18 protein-coding genes and 2 pseudogenes are annotated in these 22,645 nt (G+C 47.2%); 6 read left to right on the top strand and 14 right to left on the bottom strand.

The window, feature by feature from the left end; translation table 11 throughout:
• Together H6F74_RS28095 and H6F74_RS28090 are read left to right on the top strand one after the other, a co-directional pair.
• Positions 1-136: pseudogene (locus H6F74_RS28095) on the top strand (IS5/IS1182 family transposase); the annotation flags it as partial.
• Between the two features lie 77 nt (positions 137-213).
• Positions 214-974: pseudogene (locus tag H6F74_RS28090) on the top strand (IS5 family transposase).
• A gap of 373 nt (positions 975-1,347) precedes the next feature.
• On the opposite strand, the gene H6F74_RS28085 reads toward H6F74_RS28090, so the two are convergent.
• From H6F74_RS28085 to H6F74_RS28015, 14 genes are all read right to left on the bottom strand, one after another.
• Positions 1,348-4,284, bottom strand: coding sequence for an NHLP bacteriocin export ABC transporter permease/ATPase subunit (locus H6F74_RS28085; protein WP_190445392.1), 2,937 nt, complete (start codon positions 4,282-4,284; stop codon positions 1,348-1,350).
• Positions 4,285-4,292: 8 nt separating this feature from the next.
• Positions 4,293-6,470, bottom strand: coding sequence for an NHLP family bacteriocin export ABC transporter peptidase/permease/ATPase subunit (locus H6F74_RS28080; RefSeq protein ID WP_190445396.1), 2,178 nt, complete (start codon positions 6,468-6,470; stop codon positions 4,293-4,295).
• Positions 6,471-6,507: 37 nt separating this feature from the next.
• On the bottom strand, positions 6,508-7,953 hold the full coding sequence (locus H6F74_RS28075) for an NHLP bacteriocin system secretion protein (protein ID WP_190445391.1): 1,446 nt from the start codon (positions 7,951-7,953) through the stop codon (positions 6,508-6,510).
• A 292-nt stretch (positions 7,954-8,245) separates the two neighbouring features.
• Positions 8,246-8,503, bottom strand: a complete 258-nt coding sequence (locus H6F74_RS28070; RefSeq protein ID WP_190445390.1) for a hypothetical protein — start codon at positions 8,501-8,503, stop codon at positions 8,246-8,248.
• A gap of 279 nt (positions 8,504-8,782) precedes the next feature.
• Positions 8,783-9,877, bottom strand: a complete 1,095-nt coding sequence (locus tag H6F74_RS28065) for a cyclic nucleotide-binding domain-containing protein (RefSeq protein WP_190445389.1) — start codon at positions 9,875-9,877, stop codon at positions 8,783-8,785.
• Positions 9,878-9,947: 70 nt separating this feature from the next.
• On the bottom strand, positions 9,948-11,111 hold the full coding sequence (locus tag H6F74_RS28060; RefSeq protein WP_190445388.1) for a hypothetical protein: 1,164 nt from the start codon (positions 11,109-11,111) through the stop codon (positions 9,948-9,950).
• Positions 11,112-11,154: 43 nt separating this feature from the next.
• A complete protein-coding gene (locus H6F74_RS28055; protein ID WP_190445387.1) occupies positions 11,155-11,928 on the bottom strand; it encodes a P-loop NTPase in 774 nt (257 codons plus the stop codon).
• Positions 11,929-12,062: 134 nt separating this feature from the next.
• A complete protein-coding gene (locus H6F74_RS28050; RefSeq protein WP_199301704.1) occupies positions 12,063-13,796 on the bottom strand; it encodes a Nif11-like leader peptide family RiPP precursor in 1,734 nt (577 codons plus the stop codon).
• 59 nt (positions 13,797-13,855) lie between these two features.
• Positions 13,856-14,149 carry a Nif11-like leader peptide family natural product precursor gene (locus H6F74_RS28040; protein ID WP_190445386.1) on the bottom strand — a complete coding sequence of 98 codons (294 nt, stop codon included), beginning with the start codon at positions 14,147-14,149 and terminating at the stop codon, positions 13,856-13,858.
• Positions 14,150-14,179: 30 nt separating this feature from the next.
• Positions 14,180-14,407 (bottom strand): hypothetical protein, encoded by a 228-nt coding sequence (locus H6F74_RS28035; protein WP_190445385.1) that lies wholly within the window; start codon positions 14,405-14,407, stop codon positions 14,180-14,182.
• Positions 14,408-14,498: 91 nt separating this feature from the next.
• Positions 14,499-15,767, bottom strand: coding sequence for a nif11-class peptide radical SAM maturase 3 (locus tag H6F74_RS28030; RefSeq protein WP_190445384.1), 1,269 nt, complete (start codon positions 15,765-15,767; stop codon positions 14,499-14,501).
• Positions 15,768-15,878: 111 nt separating this feature from the next.
• Positions 15,879-16,214 carry a Nif11-like leader peptide family natural product precursor gene (locus tag H6F74_RS28025; RefSeq protein ID WP_190445383.1) on the bottom strand — a complete coding sequence of 112 codons (336 nt, stop codon included), beginning with the start codon at positions 16,212-16,214 and terminating at the stop codon, positions 15,879-15,881.
• Between the two features lie 175 nt (positions 16,215-16,389).
• Entirely contained in the window at positions 16,390-16,680 is a 291-nt protein-coding gene (locus tag H6F74_RS28020) for a Nif11-like leader peptide family natural product precursor (protein ID WP_190445382.1), read from the bottom strand.
• A gap of 359 nt (positions 16,681-17,039) precedes the next feature.
• Positions 17,040-17,267, bottom strand: a complete 228-nt coding sequence (locus tag H6F74_RS28015; RefSeq protein WP_190445381.1) for a hypothetical protein — start codon at positions 17,265-17,267, stop codon at positions 17,040-17,042.
• Positions 17,268-17,872: 605 nt separating this feature from the next.
• Between H6F74_RS28015 and H6F74_RS28010 the strand changes: the two genes are divergently transcribed.
• The 4 genes from H6F74_RS28010 (at position 17,873) to H6F74_RS27995 (ending at position 22,598) form a co-directional block, all read left to right on the top strand.
• A complete protein-coding gene (locus tag H6F74_RS28010; protein ID WP_190445380.1) occupies positions 17,873-18,208 on the top strand; it encodes an NHLP leader peptide family RiPP precursor in 336 nt (111 codons plus the stop codon).
• 49 nt (positions 18,209-18,257) lie between these two features.
• Positions 18,258-18,602 carry an NHLP leader peptide family RiPP precursor gene (locus tag H6F74_RS28005; RefSeq protein WP_190445379.1) on the top strand — a complete coding sequence of 115 codons (345 nt, stop codon included), beginning with the start codon at positions 18,258-18,260 and terminating at the stop codon, positions 18,600-18,602.
• A gap of 338 nt (positions 18,603-18,940) precedes the next feature.
• Positions 18,941-19,093, top strand: coding sequence for a hypothetical protein (locus tag H6F74_RS28000; protein WP_190445378.1), 153 nt, complete (start codon positions 18,941-18,943; stop codon positions 19,091-19,093).
• A 199-nt stretch (positions 19,094-19,292) separates the two neighbouring features.
• Complete coding sequence (locus H6F74_RS27995) at positions 19,293-22,598, top strand: type 2 lanthipeptide synthetase LanM family protein (RefSeq protein WP_190445377.1); 3,306 nt, start codon at positions 19,293-19,295, stop codon at positions 22,596-22,598.
• Positions 22,599-22,645 lie beyond the last annotated feature (47 nt).

The raw sequence follows: 22,645 nt of genomic DNA, 5'->3' as shown, positions 1-22,645 counted from the left end.
CAAAGCCCGTCATTTGATTGAGAACATATGAGCCAGACTCAAGCAGTATCGAGCAATTGCAACCCGGTATGACAAACGGGGTGCCAACTTTCTGGGCGCAGTTTATCTCGCTGTTTCTGTCATTTGGCTCCATTAATGACACGCCCTAGGGCGTGTCATTAATTAGTTAGATTGGACTAGAAATATCCAGGGGAAGCTAAGGAGAGAATACAGATGACTCGACGTTATGCGCTGCGAGATGACCAATGGGAGCGAATCAAAGACTTACTGCCCGGACGAGAAGGAACAGTCGGAGTGACGGCTAAAGACAATCGGTTATTTGTTGAAGCCGTTTTGTAACGCTATCGAGCAGGAATCCCCTGGAGAGACTTGCCGGAAAGATTTGGAGATTTCCGAGTGATTCCTACACGCTTCACCCGATGGTCAAGGAGTGGTGTGTGGAAGCGGGTATTTCAGCACTTGGCAGAAGATGCAGACAACGAATATGCCATGATTGATTCGACCATTGTCCGCGCTCACCAGCATAGTGCGGGCGCAAAAGGGTGGAACCACAGCCAGAAGCAATTGGTCGCAGCAAAGGTGGATTAAGTACCAAGATTCATGCAACGGTAGATGCCTTGGGAAATCCCCTGAGTTTTCACCTTACACCAGGGCAAGCGTGCGATTTAGATGGAGCTGATAAGCTATTGCCTGACCTCGTGGCTGACACCCTACTGGCTGATAAGGCATATGACGCCCATAAGCGGGTGATTGAGCTACTTGAGAGCCAGGGCAAGACAGCCGTGATTCCGCCGAAGCGTAACCGTAGCATACTGCGCGATTACGACAAAGACTTGTACAAAGCCCGCCACCTAATTGAAAACTTTTTTGCCAAGCTCAAGCAGTATCGGGCAATCGCGACCCGTTATGGTAAACGAGCTACCAACTTTTTGGGTGCGATTTATTTGGCTGCTTCTGTTATCTGGTTAAATTGATGACACGCCTTAAGATAAAACGGGCAAACGTCTATTTACCTCTCGGACTCAAAAGTCCAGAATTATGCGGCCTTTTACCAAAGTTCACATTTAGTTAAACGGTGAATCGATTTTAGATTTTAGATTTTAGATTAATTTCGCCCTTACTGGAAGGTTTGCAGATTTAGAAAAGTCGATTTTCGGCTTATTCGGAAACAATTCGTAACGTATATAGAGCGCTCCTACCGTTGGGTCTGCATCTACGATCAAGGGCGAACGGGCGTTGTGACTAGGATGATTCCCAGCGGTCAGAGTCGGAGCTGGCAGTTAGAACTAGGGACTTGGGGAAGTGTTTTAGATGTGTTGGAGCAAACTTGTTACGAATGAATATCAACTACGCCGTCTGCCGAGCCATCAACTGGGCAAATAGCCCCTCCTGAGAAGCCAGTTCCTCAAAACTGCCCTGCTGCACGACCCGACCGCAGTCAAGCACATAGATGCGGTGAGCGTTGCGGATTGTGCTAAGCCGATGGGCAATCACCATCCGGGTAACTTGCAGCTTGTCTAGACTTTCACTGACAATTGCCTGTGTTCTATTATCTAAAGCACTGGTAGCCTCATCAAATAGCAAAATTCGGGGTTTCAATACTAATGCCCTAGCAATGAGCAGCCTCTGCCGTTGCCCTCCAGAAAGATTGCCACCCCCTTCACTGATGACTGTGTGCATTTGCATTGGCATGGCTGCGACATCGTCAGCAAACCCAGACATTCGGGCTGCCTCCCAAGCTTCATCGAGTGTAATCCGAGCACCGCTAGCGATGTTGTCGAAAATGGAAGCGGACGTAATCCGACCAGCTTGCAGGACAACACCCAACTGTCGGCGCACTGCGTCAACATCCAACCCGGACAAATCTTGACCATCGTAATAGATGGTGCCATCTTCGGCAGTTTCAAATCCCAGTAGCAATCTAAATAGGGTGGATTTACCGCTCCCAGAGCCGCCTACCAGTGCAATAAACTCTCCAGGCTCGGCATACAGGCTCACATCATCCAGCGTCAGGGATCCATCTTGTCGGTAGCGGAAGGTGATATGGTCTACGACGATTCTGCCGATTAGTTTGCCTGGATCGGCTTTGCTGAGATCCACTTCCGGTATAGTCTCTAGAATTGGCTGAGCGCGTTTCCACTGAGGGACGACTTGCAAAGCGTTAGTAACTGTATTGCTTACGTCTGTGGCACCTTTAATAAAAGTGCCAAAGGCGCTGTTGAAAGCGAGGAAAGTGCCAATCGTCAGACCGATACCGCCTGTAGTTTGAGCCTCCTCCAGGAGCTTGATCGTAAACCAAAAGAGGACTCCAGAAGTCAGCGTGGGCATCACTGTATTAAACAGTGCGACAAGGTCTTCAACGTTCTGGGTGCTAAGTTCTAATTTTATTTGCCGACTGTAGTTTTTACTCCAAGCGGCGAAACCGCGCTCTTCAGCCCCGGCGACACGCAGTTTAGAAATGCCATTGATAAGCTGCACCGTCTGCCCAAAGATATTTCCTTTTACTTCCAGTAGTGGGCAAACCTTGCGGACGAGGAACACGCCAGAAAGTGTGGTGATAGCGATCGCAACTACAGCCACAGCCACAGCGACTAGGGCTAATTTCCAACTGTAGTAAAACAACAGCGCCAAGTTCAGTAATGAGAACAGACCTGTGATAAGAGTGATTAGGGTTGTGCCACTGAGTTGACGACGGATTGTACTAATTGATGTAACGCGAGACTGAAGATCTCCTGTAGTGTACTCGCGGAAAAAAGATACTGGCAGGTTCAGCAGCCGATCCCAGACAGCGGCTTGGGTAGAAGCATCCGAAACCGTTTCCACCCGCAGGAGGGCAAACCCCTGAGCTAGGCGAAATAGCGCTATCCCGAAAGCAGCAACCAACAGCCCCAACCCGACTTGCAGCAATAACCCTCGATCGCTATCGGGAATCGCGTTGTCAATCAAAATGGCAGTAGCGTGGGGTGTGAGCATCCCCAGCAGCGTAGCGGCAATGCCAGTCAAAAAAATGACAAGCAACTCTCTCCCACGACCCTTGAGCGCGAACCGAAATATATCCAAAGCTTTGAGGACTTTATCGGGCAGAGACCGATAAAACATATAAGCACAAGGGTTCAGCGTTGAGGCACTATGGGCATCTACAGGAACCTTGGTCTTGCTGGTTGGGTCAAAGATTTCGTAGCGAGTGGCAGAAACAGGCAGCAGCGCCACTGGTTGGTTGTCCTGCTGAGTGTAGGCAACTAAAGAACCACAGTCCCTCTCCCACCAGTTGTCCCGTAGCAGAACCTGCCGCATCCTAAGCCTTGAAGCCCTAACAATTGCCTCCAACGGGTCTTTGACCCGCTTGAGGTCTTGTGAGCGAGCAGGGGGACGAATTGTCACACCGAGAGACCTTCCCACAGCACCCGCAACAACTAACAAAGGCGTGCCTTCCAGGAAAAAGGTCGCTTCTTGAGTTCCCAGTGACGAGGCAAGTTCACCCAGAGCCTCTGCTGTCACCTGACGATTGAGACGTTCCCGATCCTGAAGGCGCTGTAGTTCTTCCTGTGCTTCCTGATGCTCTAGGAGATTAATATAGTCAAGGAGTTGAGTATGAAGTTGGGACAGCCCCCCAAGCAGGGTATCTGGGTCTCGAATTGCGATCGCCGTTTGGGTGGCAAGCTGAACTTCCCCTACAGCTTCCAACCACATTCCGGCGGTTAGGGGAAAAGTTCCTGCTGCCGAATCTAGCGTTAGTTCCTCAAACCCCATCAAGCGGACATTTCCTTGGCTGAGGAGTACCCATGCGATCGCACAACGAGACATGGTAGCGTCCTTCGCCTCTGACTCAGGCTGAAGAGTTTCACCATCAACCAGAGAAAATCGCGCTTCTCCCGAAGCCTTTACCTGAATCACTGGCGTAGCGACACCGGAAACTCCAGCGTTAATTTGCTGGAGCCAGCCCTCTACCAAGGCAACTGCTCTACTATCCCCATCGGCGACTAACTGCCTAAAGCATTCTCGATCTACCTTCAGCAGTTCTGTCTCGCCAATCGGCACTGCCAAGAGTCGGCGCTGCTGATTGCCACTAGGCTCAGTTCCGAAAAGTGCTTCTCCTGGATCGCAACTGAATAGATAGCGGCGAGTTCCTTCTACAACACCATTTTCAACCGTAACGGCAAACAACGCTACAGTGCCAGACTGAACCACCCAAACGGTCTGTGGTTCATCCAGTAGTATTGGCTCATTGCCTTTAAGACAGCACAGTTGCCCTTGTAAGTCTGTGTTCGTAAGTTGGTTGACCATAAAACTGCTTACCCCTCACTGCGTATCAACCGCGAGTATGCTCCCTCCACTTGCCACAATTCTTGGTGGGTGCCTCGTTGCATTACTTTTCCACGTTCAAGGACAATGATTTCATCACAGTCCCGGATGGTACTCAAGCGATGGGCAACAATCAGGCAGGTACACCCCCGCCGCCGCAGATTCTGGTCAATGATTTTTTCTGTTTCAGAATCCAGGGCGCTGGTGGCTTCATCCATGACGAGAATCGAGGGGTTGTTCACTAAGGCCCGGGCTATTTCCAGCCGCTGTCGCTGTCCTCCACTTAAATTAGCGGCCCCTTCGATAAGGGATGCATCAAATCCCCCAGACATCGAGAGAACCACCTCATCGATCGCAGCATCGCGGCAAGCTCGCACCAAGCTTTTATCTGATACTGTGGTATCCCATAGGGTCAAATTGTCTCTAACAGTTCCGCCAAACATTGAAATATCCTGCTCCACCATAGCGACGGAGTTCGTTAGTACCGATTGCGGAATCTGATGTCTAGGTAACCCGTCAAAGCGAATTTCTCCCTCCCAAGGTTCGTAGAGTCCGCTTACGAGTTTGGCAACGGTAGACTTGCCAGAGCCACTCCCTCCTACCAAGGCAACTCGCTGTCCCGGCTTGACCGAGAGCGTAAAGTTTTCAATTAAAGGTGCTTCTAAGCGGCTATAGCCAAATGTGATGTTTTCCAGCTCGACGTAGCCTTGCAGACGGGAAGATTGAATAGTTTCATTATCCTTGTGACTTCTGCTTTCTACTTGTGGATCGACCGGATTGTCCAGCACATCATCCAGGCGAATCAAATTACCTTCCATTTCTTGCAGGGTACTGCCGAAGCTAACAAGATTGTTGACAGGCAGCAGAAAGCTCTGCATCAGTCCTTGAAAGGCTATAAGCATCCCAATGCTGAGGTGCCCGTTCATTACCCGTAAACCACCAACAACCAACAAAGCCATAGATGAGAGCGAAGACAGGAGTGCAGGTAATACTGAGAACGTCTGGTTGGTTACCCCCAATTCCTGCTGTGAATTGATTGCCTTGGTGTAGTAACCTGACCAGCGGGCAAAGAAATCTGACTCTAACCCAGATGCCTTGATGGTTTCTATACTTTGGAGAGCGGCAATGGACGCGCCAGCCGCTTTGCCATACTCTTGGATTAATCGCTGATTTGCATCTACGCGCTGACGGGAGATCCACTGCAAGGTTAAGACATTCACGGCAGCAAAGCTGACGACAACCGAGGTTAGTACCGCGTCATATTGCAGCATGACTAGCGCGTAAAACATGACCATCACCGCATCAATAACTGTAGTTGCCAATCTCCCTGAAAGAACATCAGCAACTTGGTCGTTGAGACTAGTGCGATTACTAATTTCTCCGGCAAACCGTTGGGCATAGAAACCAACGGGTAAACGCAAGATATGCCAGAGAAAGCGGCTGGACATCCCTACAGACAGCTTGACTTTCAGACGGCGCAGGTATCGCAACCGTAGTAGCGTCAGTATTCCCTGAAGTATAGCTGCGATCGCCATCCCCAAAAGCAGTGGTCGCAACCAGTGCTGCCGCCCCTGAACGAGGATTTCATCGACAAACACCTGGCTAAATACAGGTACTACCAACCCGACGAGCGTTAGTAGTAATCCCGCCAGTAAACAGTAAGCTAGGACACCAGTAGCACCCTGTAGCCGTTCCCACAGCGCTCTCAACAGGTTGGGTTTACGACCCCCTTTCTGGAACTCCGGACCCGGTTCCATGACCAGCACCACTCCGGTATACCCCTCGTCAAATTCCTGTCGGGACACTTTTCGTGGTCCAGTGCCGGGGTCATTGAGATAAACCTGCTGCTGGCAAATTCCCTCCACGACTAGGAAGTGGTTGAAGTTCCAGAAGACAATATAGGGAGGGCGCAAGTCTTGAAGTTGTTCCAGTTCCTTTTTAAAGCCTTTAGCTTCCAGTCCGTAGCTACGGGCCGCCTTCAGCACGTTGGAAGCCTTGCTGCCGTCGCGGGAAACCCCGCACTCTCGACGAAGTTCTGGCAGTGGCACAATCCGACAGTAGTAACTCAGAATAATTCCTAGAGCAGCAGCCCCACATTCGACGGCTTCCATTTGCAAAAGCGTTGGCGTCTTTACCCGCCTGCTTTGACCTCTCAGCAGTTTTTGCATCTGCTGCAAAGGATTAATCGGTGCCGTTAAGGTCGGATTAGTTGATGCCACTGACCGACCTCAGGATAGGTAAAACAAACGTAATGGGAGCCCGCTCTTCCACCTTGACTCGAACAACAGTGGTAGTTCCAGAAGAGATTTTCAGTTGCGGTCCCTTGGAAGAAGACCAGTTGTAGCCGCTAAAAGTCGTGGAATCCAGCTTTAGGTCTGCGGATACTTGCATTACTCCCTCCTGCTTGTCAGACATCAGACCTTCCACCACTTCTGCATTGCCCACCACATTGGCTGCTGACTCTTTTGTGATTGGAAACCCAGAGACAGTTTTGACAGTACCTAGGATGCCGCCAAAGCGTTCCCGTTTCACAGTTTGTGGCGTAATTTGGAGCGTCATGCCCGGTTGAACTTTCTTGCCATCCCCAACCGCAAAATAGGTTATGCCAACCAGCAAGCTGGATGGATTCTCTGCGTCTATGCTCCCCAATCGGGTTCCCGCCTCAACAACCTGCCCCGGGTTAGTAGTGATTTCTAGTATGCGTCCGCTGTGTTGACTAATAATCTTAGTGTTGTTACCTAATTGCAGTTCCAGTTTGGCAATCTCTCGCTGGACTTCTTGAATCTCTTTTTTTCGAGTTGTTGAAGTTTCCAGGTTTTGTTGAGCTAGAGTTGCTTCCCGGCTATCCTGCTCTTTCAACTGAGTCCGGAGGTCAGAGATCATACTGAGGTTGTCACGATTAGCCTTTTCTTGCTCTGTCTTCTTAGCATCTAGTTGCTTTAACTGAGCTTCGAGATCGGCAATTTTATCGCGGTTTTCCTGGTCTTTTACTTGTGCATCCAGAAGTACATCATTCGTAATCACTCTTTCCTTGTAGAGCTGCCTACGAATCTCCAGTCTCTGCTTGTAAATAGGAGTCATAGCCTGGGCTTGCCGTAGGCTTTGCTGGAGGCTCTGGCGTTGCTGCTGGATCGATTCACTGCTTGTTGATAGGAGGAGAGGCATCAGGGATTGGAGTTCCCGAATGCGTTGCTGGAGGTACTGGCGTTGTTGCTGAATTGTCCGTTTTTCCTGTTCGTTGCGTAGCCCTTGGAGCGAACCGACGGCTTGGTCTTGTGACTGTAGTTCCGCCAGTTTATCGCGCTGCTGCTGTAGTTGCTTCCGGAGTTCAATTTGGTCAAGCGTTCCTAGCACCTGACCCTTTTTGACGATATCTCCGACCTTGACATTTAGAGCTAGTAACTGCCCTGAGCTTTTCGATTGTAGCGGCACAACTTGGCTGGGATAAATTAGTACCCCTCGGCCCTCGACAGTAATTGGAATGCGTCCATAAATACTCCAAATCAAAGCTACCACTACCAAGGAAGCCAAGGATGTTAAAGGCAGCCAGCTCTTGGGACTGACGACCTGCATCAACTGATCTAGTCTTTCAGGAGAAGATAAACGCTCCAGTGACTCTTTTCGGAATAGGTTTTGCTTTTGTTCAACCATTTGGGGTGCGTTGAGAATCGCTTGCAGAAAATCTCCCCTGTTCTGTAGCCCAGATATATCAAGTTCTCTAAACGGGGATTTATACTTAATAAGTTAGGCGGTGCAACATCCGTCCACAATGCTCAATCTTTCTGGTAGATTGCCAATTTTCTGAGTTTTGTTTGGTGCTGAAGTGAAATGCCCTGCATCGAAGAACTGACGGCAACAAGAGGGTTGCCCATCAAGTGCCGCCGGAGCCAGTGAAGCCTAGAACTTTGCCCGTCAAAGAGGTATCACTTTTTAAGCTGCGCTATCACTTCCCTCTTATAAAACCGCCCACGCTGTCTACGACACCTCCAATGGCATTACCGGCAAGGTAGTTCAAGTTTGATTCTCCACTAGATCCGCCATGAAGACCGTCGGAAATTCCTTGTCCAAAATCCCTGATACCTTCTACAATGTCGTTCCCTCCGGCAACTGCTTCTAGCTCTTCAGCATTTAGCTCATCTGAAGTTTGACCTTCAGCTTGCTCTTCGGGTAGTGGCAAGTTTGACTCTTCAATATTTTCCATTGTTCTTTATCCTTTTTTAAACGATTTGCAGGTTTCTAATATTTTCAGAATAGCTAGTTACTGCTTTTCATTGATACCTGCTCTACTAATCAAAGCTTAAAGAATGCAGCTTCTGATCACAATGCACAATCCTTTGGTAAAACTAACAATTTTTTCGATATACAAATGTCAGTTATAAATAGCTGTCTTAGATTAACTGACAACTCCGATTGAAAAAAAGTTCGACAGAGAAATAGGTGTTAGCTCTTGGCTTAACACCTATTTCTCTATACTGACCAATTAAATTCCTCTCAAACGGCTCAACATCCAATCAAATCTTGTTCCAGCTAGTGCCATGCTATCTAAAACATTGGAATCTAGTTCATCCTCATATTCAACATTTTCATCGAGTGGCTGACCTTTGCTATAAACGCGCCTGCCATATCCAAGCCGACTGAGCATCCCCTGCAATCTATTTGAAAGCAAAGTAGCAATTACTCGATAAAAACGGGAAGAAAATCCTACATCTTGCTGTAATTTTGCTGCTAATTGCTGTCGGGGAATCGACAATACAATCGAGTCTTCAAGGGTTTTCACAGTCGCAGAAGGTAAGCGAACATCAATGAAGGGAGTTTCTCCGACAATTTCACCTCTCGATAATCTCGCTATCTCTCGACCTGAAGTTTCACTGTCCTCTAAGACGGCAAAGGCACGGGCTAAGGGATTGCGCTCATCTTCACAAACAGAAACGGTCATTATTCCATTCAGTAGGATATACAGCGCATCCACAGGTCCTCCTGAATGGATGAGTACGGTATTCGCCGCAATTTTTTGCCGACTGCCTGTAGCAATCATCCAATCGATGTCACTGTCATTCAATCCTCCCAAAACAAACAGCATATCCCTCAGTGCCTGACCTTGAGCAAGCTTGCTACGAGTAAGCTGACTGACGATGCTCTGTAGTCTGTCTGAAAGTAGAATCGCGATCGCTCGATAAAAACGGGAAGCAAATCCTACATCCTGCTGCAATTTTGCTGCCAATTGCTGTTGGGGAATCGACATCACAAGCGACTTTTTGATCGCCTTCACTGTGGTAGCGGTCGGGCGAGTACCCAGGAAGGGGATTTCTCCCACTATCTCACCGCTTGATAATCTAGCTATCTCCCGATCTGAAATTTCGCCCCCCTCGATAGCCGCAAAAGCACGGGATAGAGGATTGTTATCAGCTTGAGAAACTGTAACTGTTAAGGTTCCATCTAGGACAATATGTAGGGTATCGGCAGCTTTGCCTTCCTGAACAAGGACAGTACCCGCAGCTATCTCCTGCCGATGACCTGTAGCGCTTATCCAATTAATGTCACTATTACTTAATTCTTTCAGTAGAACTTCTGTCATAACTTTAACTCCCTATTTCTTCTAAGGGGAGGCTGTCCCGAATTACCTCACGTCTCATAACTTTGATGCTTTACACATATAGAGTTGTTCGTAATTCATCTATAGTCTTTTTGAGGCGAATTCTTGCCTCTTGAGAAGCCAATTCCTCTAATGTTAAATAGGTCAATGCTACTAACATGAGAGGTTGATTATTAAGGCTAATTAACTCCCCTGCATATTCAGCATCAAAGCGCTCCAAATTTTCTACAGCCGTCTTTACTAGCGCCTGTAAAATCTTAAAAGCCCCATCTGAAAGTGGTGGCTGACCTCGGTAGTTTTGCAGCCTGCCTCCTTCTCGGAAATGCGGAAACGTTTCCAACCCCAGAAAGCGTAAGAACCAATCAGCCCGATAGTGTCCTGTAGCAGCTACAATGCCTCTGTAGTCGGCAATCAGTTCATCGAGTAGATTATTCCGCATCAAGTCAAACAAGCGGCGTGTGAAGTAGTGGGTACATTCATGTTCCAGCCGAATTGTTAGGGATAAGTTCCGCCACTCCGATTCCGAGAGTCCCATATCGCTGGCTGGGACATCACTATAAGGACCATCACTCAAAATAATCAATCGATCCTGATATAGCTCCTTATGGGGGATGAGCCGCCCGAACTCCTCTGCCCAACTCGATGCTGAGCAATTCAAAGGGTTTTTATCTTCCCATTGTTGTCGATACTGGCGAATCCGATCCCAGTTGTTGAAACCAGCAACCATGCAGGCTCCCATAGATGCAGGAACTGGTTTTGGTTCATTACGCATTGTTAGCGCCTGTACCAGAGAAACAAAATCCTCCCGGTTCCCAGTGAGCAAAACTGGGATAGCTCCTGCAAGACTTTGATGGATTATCAACTGGAGTTTTTCTGGTTGCTTCAAGACCAAACCAGTCGCCTCAGCCATACCATCCACCAGCACACCCTTACGAGTAGCACAGCAATATGCGTCAGTCTGGCTGATGCCCTCCTGGATGGGAAACTGTAACTGAACCAATACGCGCTTGAGTGACTGAAATGCTCCGACTACTCTCGCTTGGGTGGCGTATTCCTCCCAAGCGGCTACATGGGCTTCGGGTTCAAGAGGAAATTGAACGGGGCGTGTTAAACCGCTACGGTCAAAGACGTTTTGATTGTAAATCAGCAGTTCTTCGGTCTCTGAGGCACTGGCACCATAGGAGGTAAGTATGCTCTTGCGAAATTCCTGTTGCATCAAATGCGATCGCCTCCAGTCAGTAGTTTCCTTAACTCAACCCTCACTCTTCAATCTGAGTTGCAATCTTTTCCACTGTCTGGCTGAAGGGATGATCAGGGTAGCGTAGGCAGAAGAGTTCTTTACTACCTAGCAAAATCATTTCTTCCGAGAGCGGTATAATACCAGCCACCGATGTGTTATAAGTTGCCTCCAACTGTTCTCGCAAGGCATCGAAACCCAAAGCTGGCAGCACCTTGTTGACAACCAACAGCATCTTGGGCACCTCCAGCTTTCGAGCCACATCCACCGTTACCGCAGTACCTTGGAAGTCTTGGCTGTCTGGACGCAGGATGACGACTAGAACATTAGAGATACCGATAGAAATTAAGGTTTCTTCATTGAGTCCGGGGTGAGTATCAATGAACAAGTAGTCCAAGTTCAGACAGCGGATAATTTCCTGAAAGCCATCGTTGAGACGAACTACGTCATACCCCTCGCGCAGAACGCGGGAAATTTCTCTAGCTTTAGTACTAGAGGGAATTAGGTAGAGGCTACCGTTTGCTACGGTTATCTCTCTCTGTTCCGCCTTGAGAAGATTGCTAACGTCGTAGGCAGCCTCTTTAATGTGACAGCGACCCCATAGGTAGTCATTGAGGGCAAAGTCCATTTTTTCAATGTCTAGACCAAAAATAACGTGAATCCCTGGCGACTGGATATCGGTGTCAATAATGCCAACCCGTTGCCCGTGACGGGCTATAGTAGCCGCTAGGTTAGCCGTCAAGTTTGATTTACCCGTTCCACCACGGAATGAGTGAATAGATACTATTTTCGCCACAGTGTACCTCCAGGTATAAAACACTATCAAAGCTTTGACATGACCACTCTCGACGGCGTGCTGAGTTCTGGCGCAGGCTAACTGCCTGATTACAGCCACCCAAAAGTGGGAGTAGGTGTACCTTGTTTGCGGATTTATTTACCATCGTCTACCACTCGAACCTTGAGCTGTTGAACCTTTTGTTGCAATCGCTGGTAGTACTCCGTCTCAGTTTCACTAGCTGTTACCGATTGATTTCTGAGCTTTTGCACTTTTTTCTGCAACTGCTGAAAGTCATCCGTTTCCGTAATTTCAGCAACCTGGCGCACCTTTTTGGCTTCGTCAATCTCAACGCGCAGTTCCATCACCTGTTGTTTCAGGTTCTGCTCTCGTGCCTTCAACTTTTGAGCCATCTGTAGGAAGACGCGCACCAGTTGACCAATGTCGTCCTGAGAGTGAGACACCTCAGCCAATCCTTGAGGCTCGAAATCGTCCTCTTCCAGTGCTTGCGCTGCCTTGGTGAGAGCGTGAATCGGTCTGACAATGCTCCGCGCTAGGAGCAGCGCTATGATTGTCGCGATCGCTCCTACTGCCAGTAAGCTGCGGCTATTTTGCCAGATTAGATAATTGAGGGGAGCGGCAAACTGTGCGTTAGGTTTGTTCACCGCCAACACCCAAGGTTGCTCTTCTAGGGGAGCGAAGCCAACCATCTGGCGTGTCTGCTCCTGTGGCAAGTAATAACTGGTGTGACCGATTTCTTTAGTCCCCACCATCGCCGCTGCTAGCTTGGGAATGTCCAAGCTCTCAATTTGCTCCATGCCATAAAGCCTGTCGGTCTCGACCTGCTTACGTTTCTCTGGCGGTAAAGGAGCCAAACTATGGTAAAGAAGAGACTTATCAGGGTGGCTAATGATTACTCCCTGCTGGTCAACCAAAAAGGCGTAGCTCCCAGAGCCTGCCTGTAGCGCATTTACAATCGCCCAGATTTCCTCTCCCTTGATTTTTAAGACCGCCACTCCTACGATCTTGCCACTCTCAGACCGTACAGGGTGGGAGAAGTAAATGCCTGGTCGTCCACTTGTTGTACCAACTAGAACGCTAGAGACGTAAGGCTGTCCCTGGATGCTGGCGCGGAAGTATTCGCGAAAGGCGTAGTTTTGACCTATGAATGTTGGATCGGTGGAAGCGAGGCCGCGCCCCTCTTTGTCTAGGAGATAAACCGCGTCATAGTCGGGGTTGGAGCGGAAAATGTTATCTAGCGATCGCTGCACGGAGGCGCGGAAGGTTCCTTGCCTCTCAGGCGAGGTAGAAGTGAGGAAACCCACCACATTCTTCTCGGTACTGACTTGGACTACAACACGCTGAATATCGATGATTAGTTGGTCGAGGCGACTCGCGTTACTGGTGGCTAACAGTTCCAGTTTGCGGTATTCGCTGTCCTCTGCACTCTTCAGGCTCTGTTGGAGGTTGTAATAGGCAGTGAAGCTCATCGGTATAAGCGTAGCTGAGAGCAGTGCTACCGAGAGTTTAGTCCTGATAGACCAAGCAGGCGGGTAGGACAACTGACGCAAGTGCTTAGCAAAGCCGATTGATTGCTCTAAACCCGACCATACTCTGCTGAGTGGTTGGTTGTTGAACGATGTCTGCTCTCCAGGGACAGTTCCTATCCCTCCAGCGATCGCCTCTAGCTGTGCGTCACTGAGTTTATTGTCATCTGACTCTGAGATTTGAGCCAAGGCGGCTTCCCATTCTTGCTGTGTAAAACTATAGCCAGCAATTCGTACAATCTCTAGGCGTTTATCATCACTGGCAGCATTTCGGAGTTGCTTTTGAAACCCTTCATCCGTGGCTACCCTCTCGTAAAAGGCTCTTGCGCTTTCAACAGACATACATTTTAAAGAGGCTATTAATGGGTTGCCTCAATCCCAAAGAGTGGCAGTAATCTCTGCTATATCCAGGGATCGCTTCGCCTGAGTGGTTGGTTGTTGAACGATGTCTGCTCTCCAGGGACAGTTCCTATCCCTCCAGCGATCGCCTCTAGCTGTGCGTCACTGAGTTTATTGTCATCTGACTCTGAGATTTGAGCCAAGGCGGCTTCCCATTCTTGCTGTGTAAAACTATAGCCAGCAATTCGTACAATCTCTAGGCGTTTATCATCACTGGCAGCATTTCGGAGTTGCTTTTGAAACCCTTCATCCGTGGCTACCCTCTCGTAAAAGGCTCTTGCGCTTTCAACAGACATACATTTTAAAGAGGCTATTAATGGGTTGCCTCAATCCCAAAGAGTGGCAGTAATCTCTGCTATATCCAGGGATCGCTTCGCCCTAATAAGAACGCTTAAAAAAGCTCGTTGGTTTTGCCAGCCAGAACGCGGTAGGAGAGGAGCCTGAGGGTCCATCTGACTGTCCGAGCCACTTCCCGACGACTCAGAACTGTCAGTTCTCTCGTAGGGAAGTGAGTCTTTCTCTAAAGCAAGGGAATCACCAGTTGTTTCGTTCATGGTATTTATTGGTGATATTGAACGAGATTTCAGAATCTCTGAATTTCCTGCCATTCGACTTTTAGCCTCGCTGCTTGTGTCCTGTTGCACTTCATCTTGCTAGGGCGTAGGAAGATTTGGGTTCATCCTGCCAACTGTCTGACCACTGGATGCGGTCAGCCGTGAAGTGTAGTGGGTCATTCTCAGGCCAAGGAGCGTCGAGTGGCTCCTCAATCAGGGCAAACTCACCGTTATCGAAGGGAAGTCCCTGCGCCCGCACTTTCGAGTAGACCCGCTCACGTATCCCCCGCTTCGCTTGTTTGAGGGCGCGGTGGTGGCAGTAAGGGTTGTTGCCTCTGCGATCAAAGAATACGTGTGCTGTCCAGGTGCAGCCTCCACGGCATAGCTCAGCAAACTCACAGGTCTTGCAGAATCCCCACAAGTGATCTGTTCCTTGGGGTGTGCCAGCACCAAGGTTAAACCGCAGTTCTTCTGTCTGTTCAATGACCTCCCGCAGAGAGCGATCGCGGATGTTGCCGCCAGTGTAAGCTGATGTAGGCAGTGAAGGGCAACCTTTAATCGCACCGTCCGCCTCAAGACCCAGCGTAGATAGTCCGGCATTGCAACCCTGCCAAAACCCCCATTGATTCCCGCGCCCACGCATCAACCGCTCATAGGGACCGTAGTAACCGATATTATTACCGGGTTGCACTCGGACTCCTTCTCGGTTAGCCCGCTTGGTGACACGAGCCAGCATTGGGTAGAGGTCTAGCAGTTCATAAGGCTGAAGGAGAATCTCTGCATTATCAGCAGCGTTACCCATAGGCACGGTTAGCTGGATCTGCCAAGCCTTAGCACCTGCATCACGGATTTGCTCGTAAATCAGCGGAAATTCTGGAGCAGACAAGCGGTTGATTTGAGTGTTGCAGCCAAAATAGATACCAACTTCTCGGAAGTGGCTCATGGTTCTAAAGGCAGAATGCCAAGCACCTTTTTTACCTCGCAGGCGATCATGGGTTTCTGCTTTGCCACCATCCATAGAGACGGAAACTGTGGCAATTCCTGCCTCCTTCATCCGGCGTGCGGTTTCCAGCGAAACACCAAACCCCCCTGTTGTCATGCCGCAGAGCATTCCTGCTTGAGTGATAGCTTGAGCAATCTCCAGCCAATCGGGACGCATAAACGCTTCTCCGCCAATTAGCGTTACCTCTTTAATTCCCACTTCAGCTAACTGCCTGACTAAATCCAAGGCTTCCTCTGTAGAGAGTTCCTTAGTGCGGGCTTGCCCTGCTCGTGAACCACAGTGACTACAGGCAAGATTGCACTTTAGGGTAATCTCCCAAACAGCGTAACTAATTCGGCGATACTTGTTTGAAACCACAATTTCCCTCCGTTCAGGGAATAAATCAAACTATATGTCTGCTATGTTCTGTACTGTTTCAGGAGAGAAAATACGCTTTTCTCTCCGCTTTGAGAGATTAGCTGTACTTGTTTAAGCTAGAGGATCGATGGTTGGTGCCCCATATAGGGGAGTGAATGGAAAACCACCAGGGACATCGGGAAAACCAGGGACATCGGGAAAACCGGGGAGAATAGATAACCCACCACTGACTGCTGTTAGTTCCGCGTCACTCAGTTCACCATTAACTGAGTTTGACCCTTGAATTTGAGTTTTGGCAGCTTCCCAGTCTTCCGGAGTGAAATCATAACCAGCAGCTTGCAGAATTTGCTGACGTTCCTCTCCAGTTGACGCTTGTTCAAGCTGAGTCCGGAACGCTTGATCCGTAGTCATTCTTGAATAGAATGCCTTAGCGCTTTCAATAGACATAGATTCCTTTGCTGTAATGTGGGTGGTAAAAGTTATTGCCTGTGCTGCAACTGCTGCCTGAGCTAGTTGGGCTGAAAGGAAGCGATCGCCAATTGTTAGCTAACAATTCGTCCCAGAGTTGTGTGGCAACCGCTCATCGCTTTACATTGCGTCTGTTTACACTCGTCGAGGTGTTCTACTTCAACCATTCCAAGATGTCGTATGGCTGAATCACCCCATATATTGCTTGTGCTACTACTCCACCACTAACTGCTTCTAGTTGTGCGTCACTGAGTTCGTTATCAGCAGAGTTTAAGTCTTGGATTTCAGCTGTGGCGGCTTGCCATTCTTCTGGGGTGAAATCATAACCCTCTGCTTGCAGGATTTGCTTGCGTTCTTCCTTGTTCGCAGCCTGCTCAAATGGTGTCCGAAATGCTTCATCCGTGGTCATCTGTGAGTAAAAAGCCTTTGCACTTTCAATAGACATATACCTGCCCTTCCTTCTCTATTGATACCTAGCAGCTTAGGGGAGGCAATCTCTGGCTACAATGCACGATATTTCTGTAAAACTGACACTTTTTTCGGTTCTGCTTAGTGTGCAGCAGGAGGCGATCGCTGAGTTAATTTGAATAGGAGGCTGAGTCGCAAGTTATCATTAACCGAAATTGATTTAGTAAAAAAAATGAAAAAAAGATGTCTAAAAATTCTTATGCATTACTTCACAGTAAGCTTTCTGAATCTTTAAACAACTAGTTTTCAGACTTCTATTAGATTGATCTAAAGATGTTCTTAGATCGTGTCTTTTACATCTGAGAAAATCACTACCTACGTCTACTACATTACAAACTAAATCTTTGGTAATACATTTTTGACATCTGAAATTAAATCTTTGCCTGCATCTATTACGTCACCAACAAAATCCTTAGCAGCATCTACTATGGGTCTTTCTCCAGAACCACCAGCAACTGCCTCAAGCTCTTCATCAGATAGCTGATTAGGCTCTTGGTTGGGATCTATTTGATTGTTAGTCATGATTTTTTCCCCTTCTCTTTTTGGGTTTACTTCATTAGCCATGATTTTTTTCTTCTCTTTTTGGGTTTACTTCATCTGAACAACTGTAGGTTACTAATAGTGAGTAATCACTTCTACTCTTATTAAACCCATCAATTTGCTTTCAAACAAGTTGGAAGTTCAGATTGATATCTAATAGCTTAGGAAGTTAAAAAACTGGGTTCAATGCACAATATTTATGTGGAGTAACAATTTTTTGGGTTTTGATTTAACTCTGATGATAGTGAAATTCTCAAGCTCCGCTTCATTAAGGCTTTTAATCAACTTTAAGCCAGGCGGGCATTTCCTGTTTGCCGCAGTGCTGATTTGATTTTATATTGAAACCTCTATAGTTTTTCCTTAAACTTTCTTCACAATACAGGATACAGCAGTATGTTTGGTCTAGCAGTACACTAATTAAACTTGAATTTAGCAGTCATTCGACTTGACGATACCAGATATATAAAAAATTGCGAGTCCGATCTAAAAATTGTGCATAGTAATTGCCTCTAAGTCCTTTTACTGTAATTAACAGAGTTAGTGATTGAGAAATGAAGTAGTGATTAAAAACTACCTTATGACTTCAATCAGCTATATCTCTGTGTTATTTCCTTAAAAGGATAGAAAACATGAGCGAACAAACTTCCCCACAGACTCGCCAAGATATCGAAGCACACATTATTGCTCAAGCCTGGAAGGACAATGCCTACAAACAGGAATTGCTCAGCAATCCTAAGGCAGCCATTGGACGGGAATTTGGCGTTCAACTGCCAGATGAAGTGAACGTACATGTAATGGAAGAAGATTCCACCAATCTCTACTTTGTACTTCCACCACGTCCCGATTTATCAAATGCGGAATTATCTGATGAGCAGTTGGAGGCTGTGGCTGGTGGAACTGTTTGGACTGTCACAACAATAACAATACCCATTGTTCATGGTGCCATTGAAGAACACAACAAGTAGTAAAAAAGCAAATCAAGTTAAACCTCACACACTTTAGGAGATAAGTAACATGACCGAACAAAGAAAGACTCGCAAAGATATCGAAGCACATATCATTGCTCAAGCCTGGAAAGACGAAGCCTATAAACAGGAATTACTGAGTAACTCCAAGGCTGTAATTGAACGTGAATTCAGCGTTCAACTGCCTGCTCAAGTGAACGTACATGTAATGGAAGAAGATTCCACAAATCTCTACTTTGTACTTCCACCACGTCCTGATTTATCGAATGCGGAATTATCTGAAGAGCAACTAGAAGCCGTTGCTGGTGGAGCTGTAGCTGCATTAGGTTTTGTTGCAGCAACTTATAATGAACTCAAGGATTTTGGTAGCGAAATCTACAAAGCAGTAACCTGAGAACTTTAGTCTAGATAAATTCCTAAATTTTATAGGTATTTCTAGACTAAATTAGCTTTGAAAACTTCCTTGAATTTTAGATTATATTGGTGTGGGAATTTACTCCCATACTAATATATTTTTTTTGCAAAACTCGATTTTTACTAAACACAAACCGATTCTCAAAACATCATTTATGTATTTATGTAAGAGGGCTACTTAATGATTTAATTAAGTAACTGAATAACATTGACTCTCAACCTGCTCAAAGCTAGAAGACAGGATAGTTAATATCCTGATAGGACGCTGTAAGAGTGGAGTATGTTTGTTATCTGAGAATAAATTGGAGGTAATTCTTTATGATGAACTTGCGCGACCCCAAATCTGTCATTAAAGCGATAGCACTAGGGCTTTTTTGGATTGCTATTATTGTTAATTCGCCTTGGCTCTACCAGCAGGGAAAGAACTTTGGTGCCGAACTCTATAGAGCTACCCAAGGTAGTCGTAAGTAACTCAATCCAACTGACAAAGTATCTAGTAGGAAGTGTCTGAAAAGTCGAAATTGCTACACCAGCTAGGAAAGGATCTTGGTCGCAATATTACACAAAACACTCTCTAGTGAAAGCTCTTGTCACGACCGTCATCGTCACAAATTGCTCAAACCATTCGGCTGACATAGCGAAGTGCTGATTTTGAAGAGTTAAATTTTCCATGAAGTTTTCTAAGCAAGATTTGATTAAAATTGTAGAGCGATCCAGCACAATTTCTGAGCGCCTCAGTGCTGAATTTACTCCCAATGAGTCTCAAACAAATTATACTTTGATCGGCGCTCGATTGGAGAAATGGTGTCAGGTCGTCGCAGGTGGAAACAAGCAAAAATTTGAAAAGCGCTTGGCTTGGGATGATCTAGATGTTGATACTGTTAGCTGTGCATTGGGAACTGTTTGTCTAGCTGATGAGCAACTTCTTCCTAGTTGGGCAAAAACTTTCACTGAAGCAATGCAAATCGCTGCTAACCTGGAAATTTCTGAAAAAGGTGCTTCAAAGAAGCATTGCTATCTAAATTCCAAGCGGCCATTTCCTTTTGAAGAGGTTCTCGTGCCATTTGTTGAAGTAGCCAGGAAGAGATTGGTTGCTCAAGGTAGCTCTAATTATCAGCTACTCTCACAAACAGCTCGCTCCCAGCTTGAGAGCCGTCTCCTAGAACAGTCAACTGGTCTTGCTGCCTTGGGTTTAGAGTTAGAATTCTCGATTTTTCGCTCCTTTAATAACTCTTCATTAGTCCGTTTGATTGGACAACTGCAAGATAATTATTCTAGGGAGCAGTACACAGAGTTTATTAAATGCTTGCTTAACGGAGGGCTGCTATCTTTCTTTCAAGAGTACAGTGTCCTAGCTCGACTAATAGCAACAGCTGTAGACTTTTGGGTTGAGGCAACTGAGGAATTTCTTCGGCGATTAGCATCAGACTGGCTCAAAATTCAAGAAACCTTTCAGGGGAACGTGGAACTAGGTCAAGTTGTTGCGATCAAATCCGCACTCTCTGACTCTCATAATCGTGGACGTTCCGTCATTATAGTCAAATTTGCTTCTGGACTGAAGCTGGTTTATAAGCCTAAAGACCTGGGCTTGGAACAGGCTTATTTTGAGTTACTCGCTTGGTTAAACGAACAAGGCGTTTCTTTACCGTTCAAGCTTCTCAAGGTGATTAACTGTTCTACTCACGGTTGGATGGAGTTTGCGGAAGCTTCGCCCTGTCAAGACCAACAGGAAATTAAGCGATTTTACCAACGGGCTGGTATGATGCTGTGTCTCATATATGTCCTAAGAGGAACAGATTGCCATTACGAAAACTTAATTGCTTGTGGAGAACAGCCAGTTCTAGTGGATTTGGAGACACTCTTACATCACCGAACTTGGATAAGTGGAGATGATGCAGATGCTCAATCGATAGCGAATCAACGCCTACAAGATTCCGTAGCTGGTACTGCTCTGTTACCAGGTTGGCAACTTGTTCCTTATGCAGGGACTGAAGGGTTAACGCTTGACTTCAGTGGACTAGGAAATTTCGGCGAACACGAGATGCATCACCGTGTACTGAAATGGAGTCACATCAACACAGACAGTATGGCGATCGCTTATGAGTACACTAAGTTGCTGCCAAAACAAAATCGTCCTTTTGGAGAGGGTATCAAAGGATCACTCAATAATTACGGCGAAGAACTTGTAGATGGCTTTCGGCAGATGTACCACTTCTTGGTGAAGCGTAAAGAAGCGCTCTTAGCTCCAGGTAGTCCCCTTACAGCATTCGCCCATCAGAAGGTGCGCTTGGTGTTTCGTAACACTAGCGTTTACTTCTCGATTCTGCAAAAGTCCCTAGACCCTAAATATCTTCGAGAAGGTGTCGATCGCAGTATCGAGTTGGACATTCTGAGCAGAGCGTTCCTACTCTCAGAGACCAAACATCCTTTTTGGGGAATTCTGAAAGCGGAACAACAGGCTCTAGAACAGTTAGATATTCCCTATTTCACTGCTTACTCAGATAGTGATGGGCTAGCCATTAATCCTAATCAAACAATTGAAAAATTTCTCACTCAACCTAGTTACGACGACGTGATTTCCCGCCTACAACAACTTAGCGATGCAGATTTAGCACAGCAGATTAGCATCATTCGAGGCTCACTGTACTCAGGGATTGCTAACGAAGCTCACAATTCGTTACTGCTTGAGAGTGCTGAGGTGTGTCTCGATGCGATCGCTCCCTTGACACGAGAAGCAATGGTGCAACAGGCGGTTGCTGTAGCTCAAGAGCTACAGCAACAGGCAATTCATGGGGCTGACGGCAGTGTTACCTGGATTGGTATGGGATACATCCCTGAGGCGCAGCGGTTGCAATTACAGCCACTGGGCTATAGCTTGTTCGATGGTTGTTGTGGCATAGCTCTGTTTTTGGCAGCGCTGACAACTGTTACAGAGCGTACAGAATTTGGCGACTTGGCTTTGGGAGCCTTACAGTCTCTGCGTAAAACTCTACAGGACTTAGAGCCTGAGTTTCAGCACAAGATGGTCAAGCAGATGGGCATCGGTGGCGCTACAGGAGTGGGTTCTATTGTCTATGCCTTAGTTCAAATTGCCCAATTTCTGGGTGAGGCGGCTCTCATTAACGATGCCCAACAACTAGCCAGCTTGATGGTACTAGAGGATACTGCTGTTAATCAAGAACCTGGCGTTATGACTGGCACTGCCGGAGCCATTCTGGGCTTATTGACCTTGCATAAAGCGACAACCGACCCGGTAATACTAGCGCAGGCCACTGCCTGGGGCAAGCATCTATTAAATACTCGCGTTGCCACAGATGTAGGTTTCAGAGCCTGGGCTACCCCAAAGGGGAAACTATTGACAGGATTTGCCAACGGTGCTGCTGGCATTGCCTACACATTGCTACAGTTGTATGCCGTCACTCAAGACTTCGCCTTTCTGTCAGCGGCTGAGGAAGCCATTGCCTACGAGCACAGCGTCTTTTCTCCGGTAGCCAGCAACGAGTCAGACTTCAGTTCAGTTGTAATGGGGAACAGTAAACCTTCATACATATCTGACTCGTGTCATGGCGCACCTGGCATTGCTTTAGCTCGCTTGGGTGGTCTGTCAATTTTAGATACGGATGAAATTCACCGAGAGATTGAAATAGCTTTACAGACAATGCAACAGTCGGGTTTACAGTCCTTAGACAACCTCTGTTGCGGAAACTTTAGCAACATTGAGGTTATGTTGGTAGCAGCTCAACAACTTTCACGTCCGGAATTACTAGAAATAGCCCAAAAGCAGGCAACCTGGGTTGTGAATAGGGCAGAACAAACTACTTCTTTTCAGCTCCTCGCCAACCTACCCGCAGAGCTTTACAGCCCTGGTTTCTTTCAGGGAACAGCTGGCATCGGCTACGAATTATTAAGGTTAGCTTATCCAAACATCTTACCCTCAACACTACTGTGGCAATGTTACAGCACTATTCAAGGATGAGTCCTTTTGTCTTCCCTCTTCAATAATGATGCAACGCTCAATGAGCT

Origin of the sequence: Trichocoleus sp. FACHB-90 (genome assembly GCF_014695505.1) — a bacterium.
GTDB lineage: Bacteria > Cyanobacteriota > Cyanobacteriia > Cyanobacteriales > FACHB-T130 > Funiculus > Funiculus sociatus.
The sequence above is the reverse complement of the archived record's forward strand: the minus strand, read 5'-3'. Positions and strand labels throughout refer to the sequence as shown.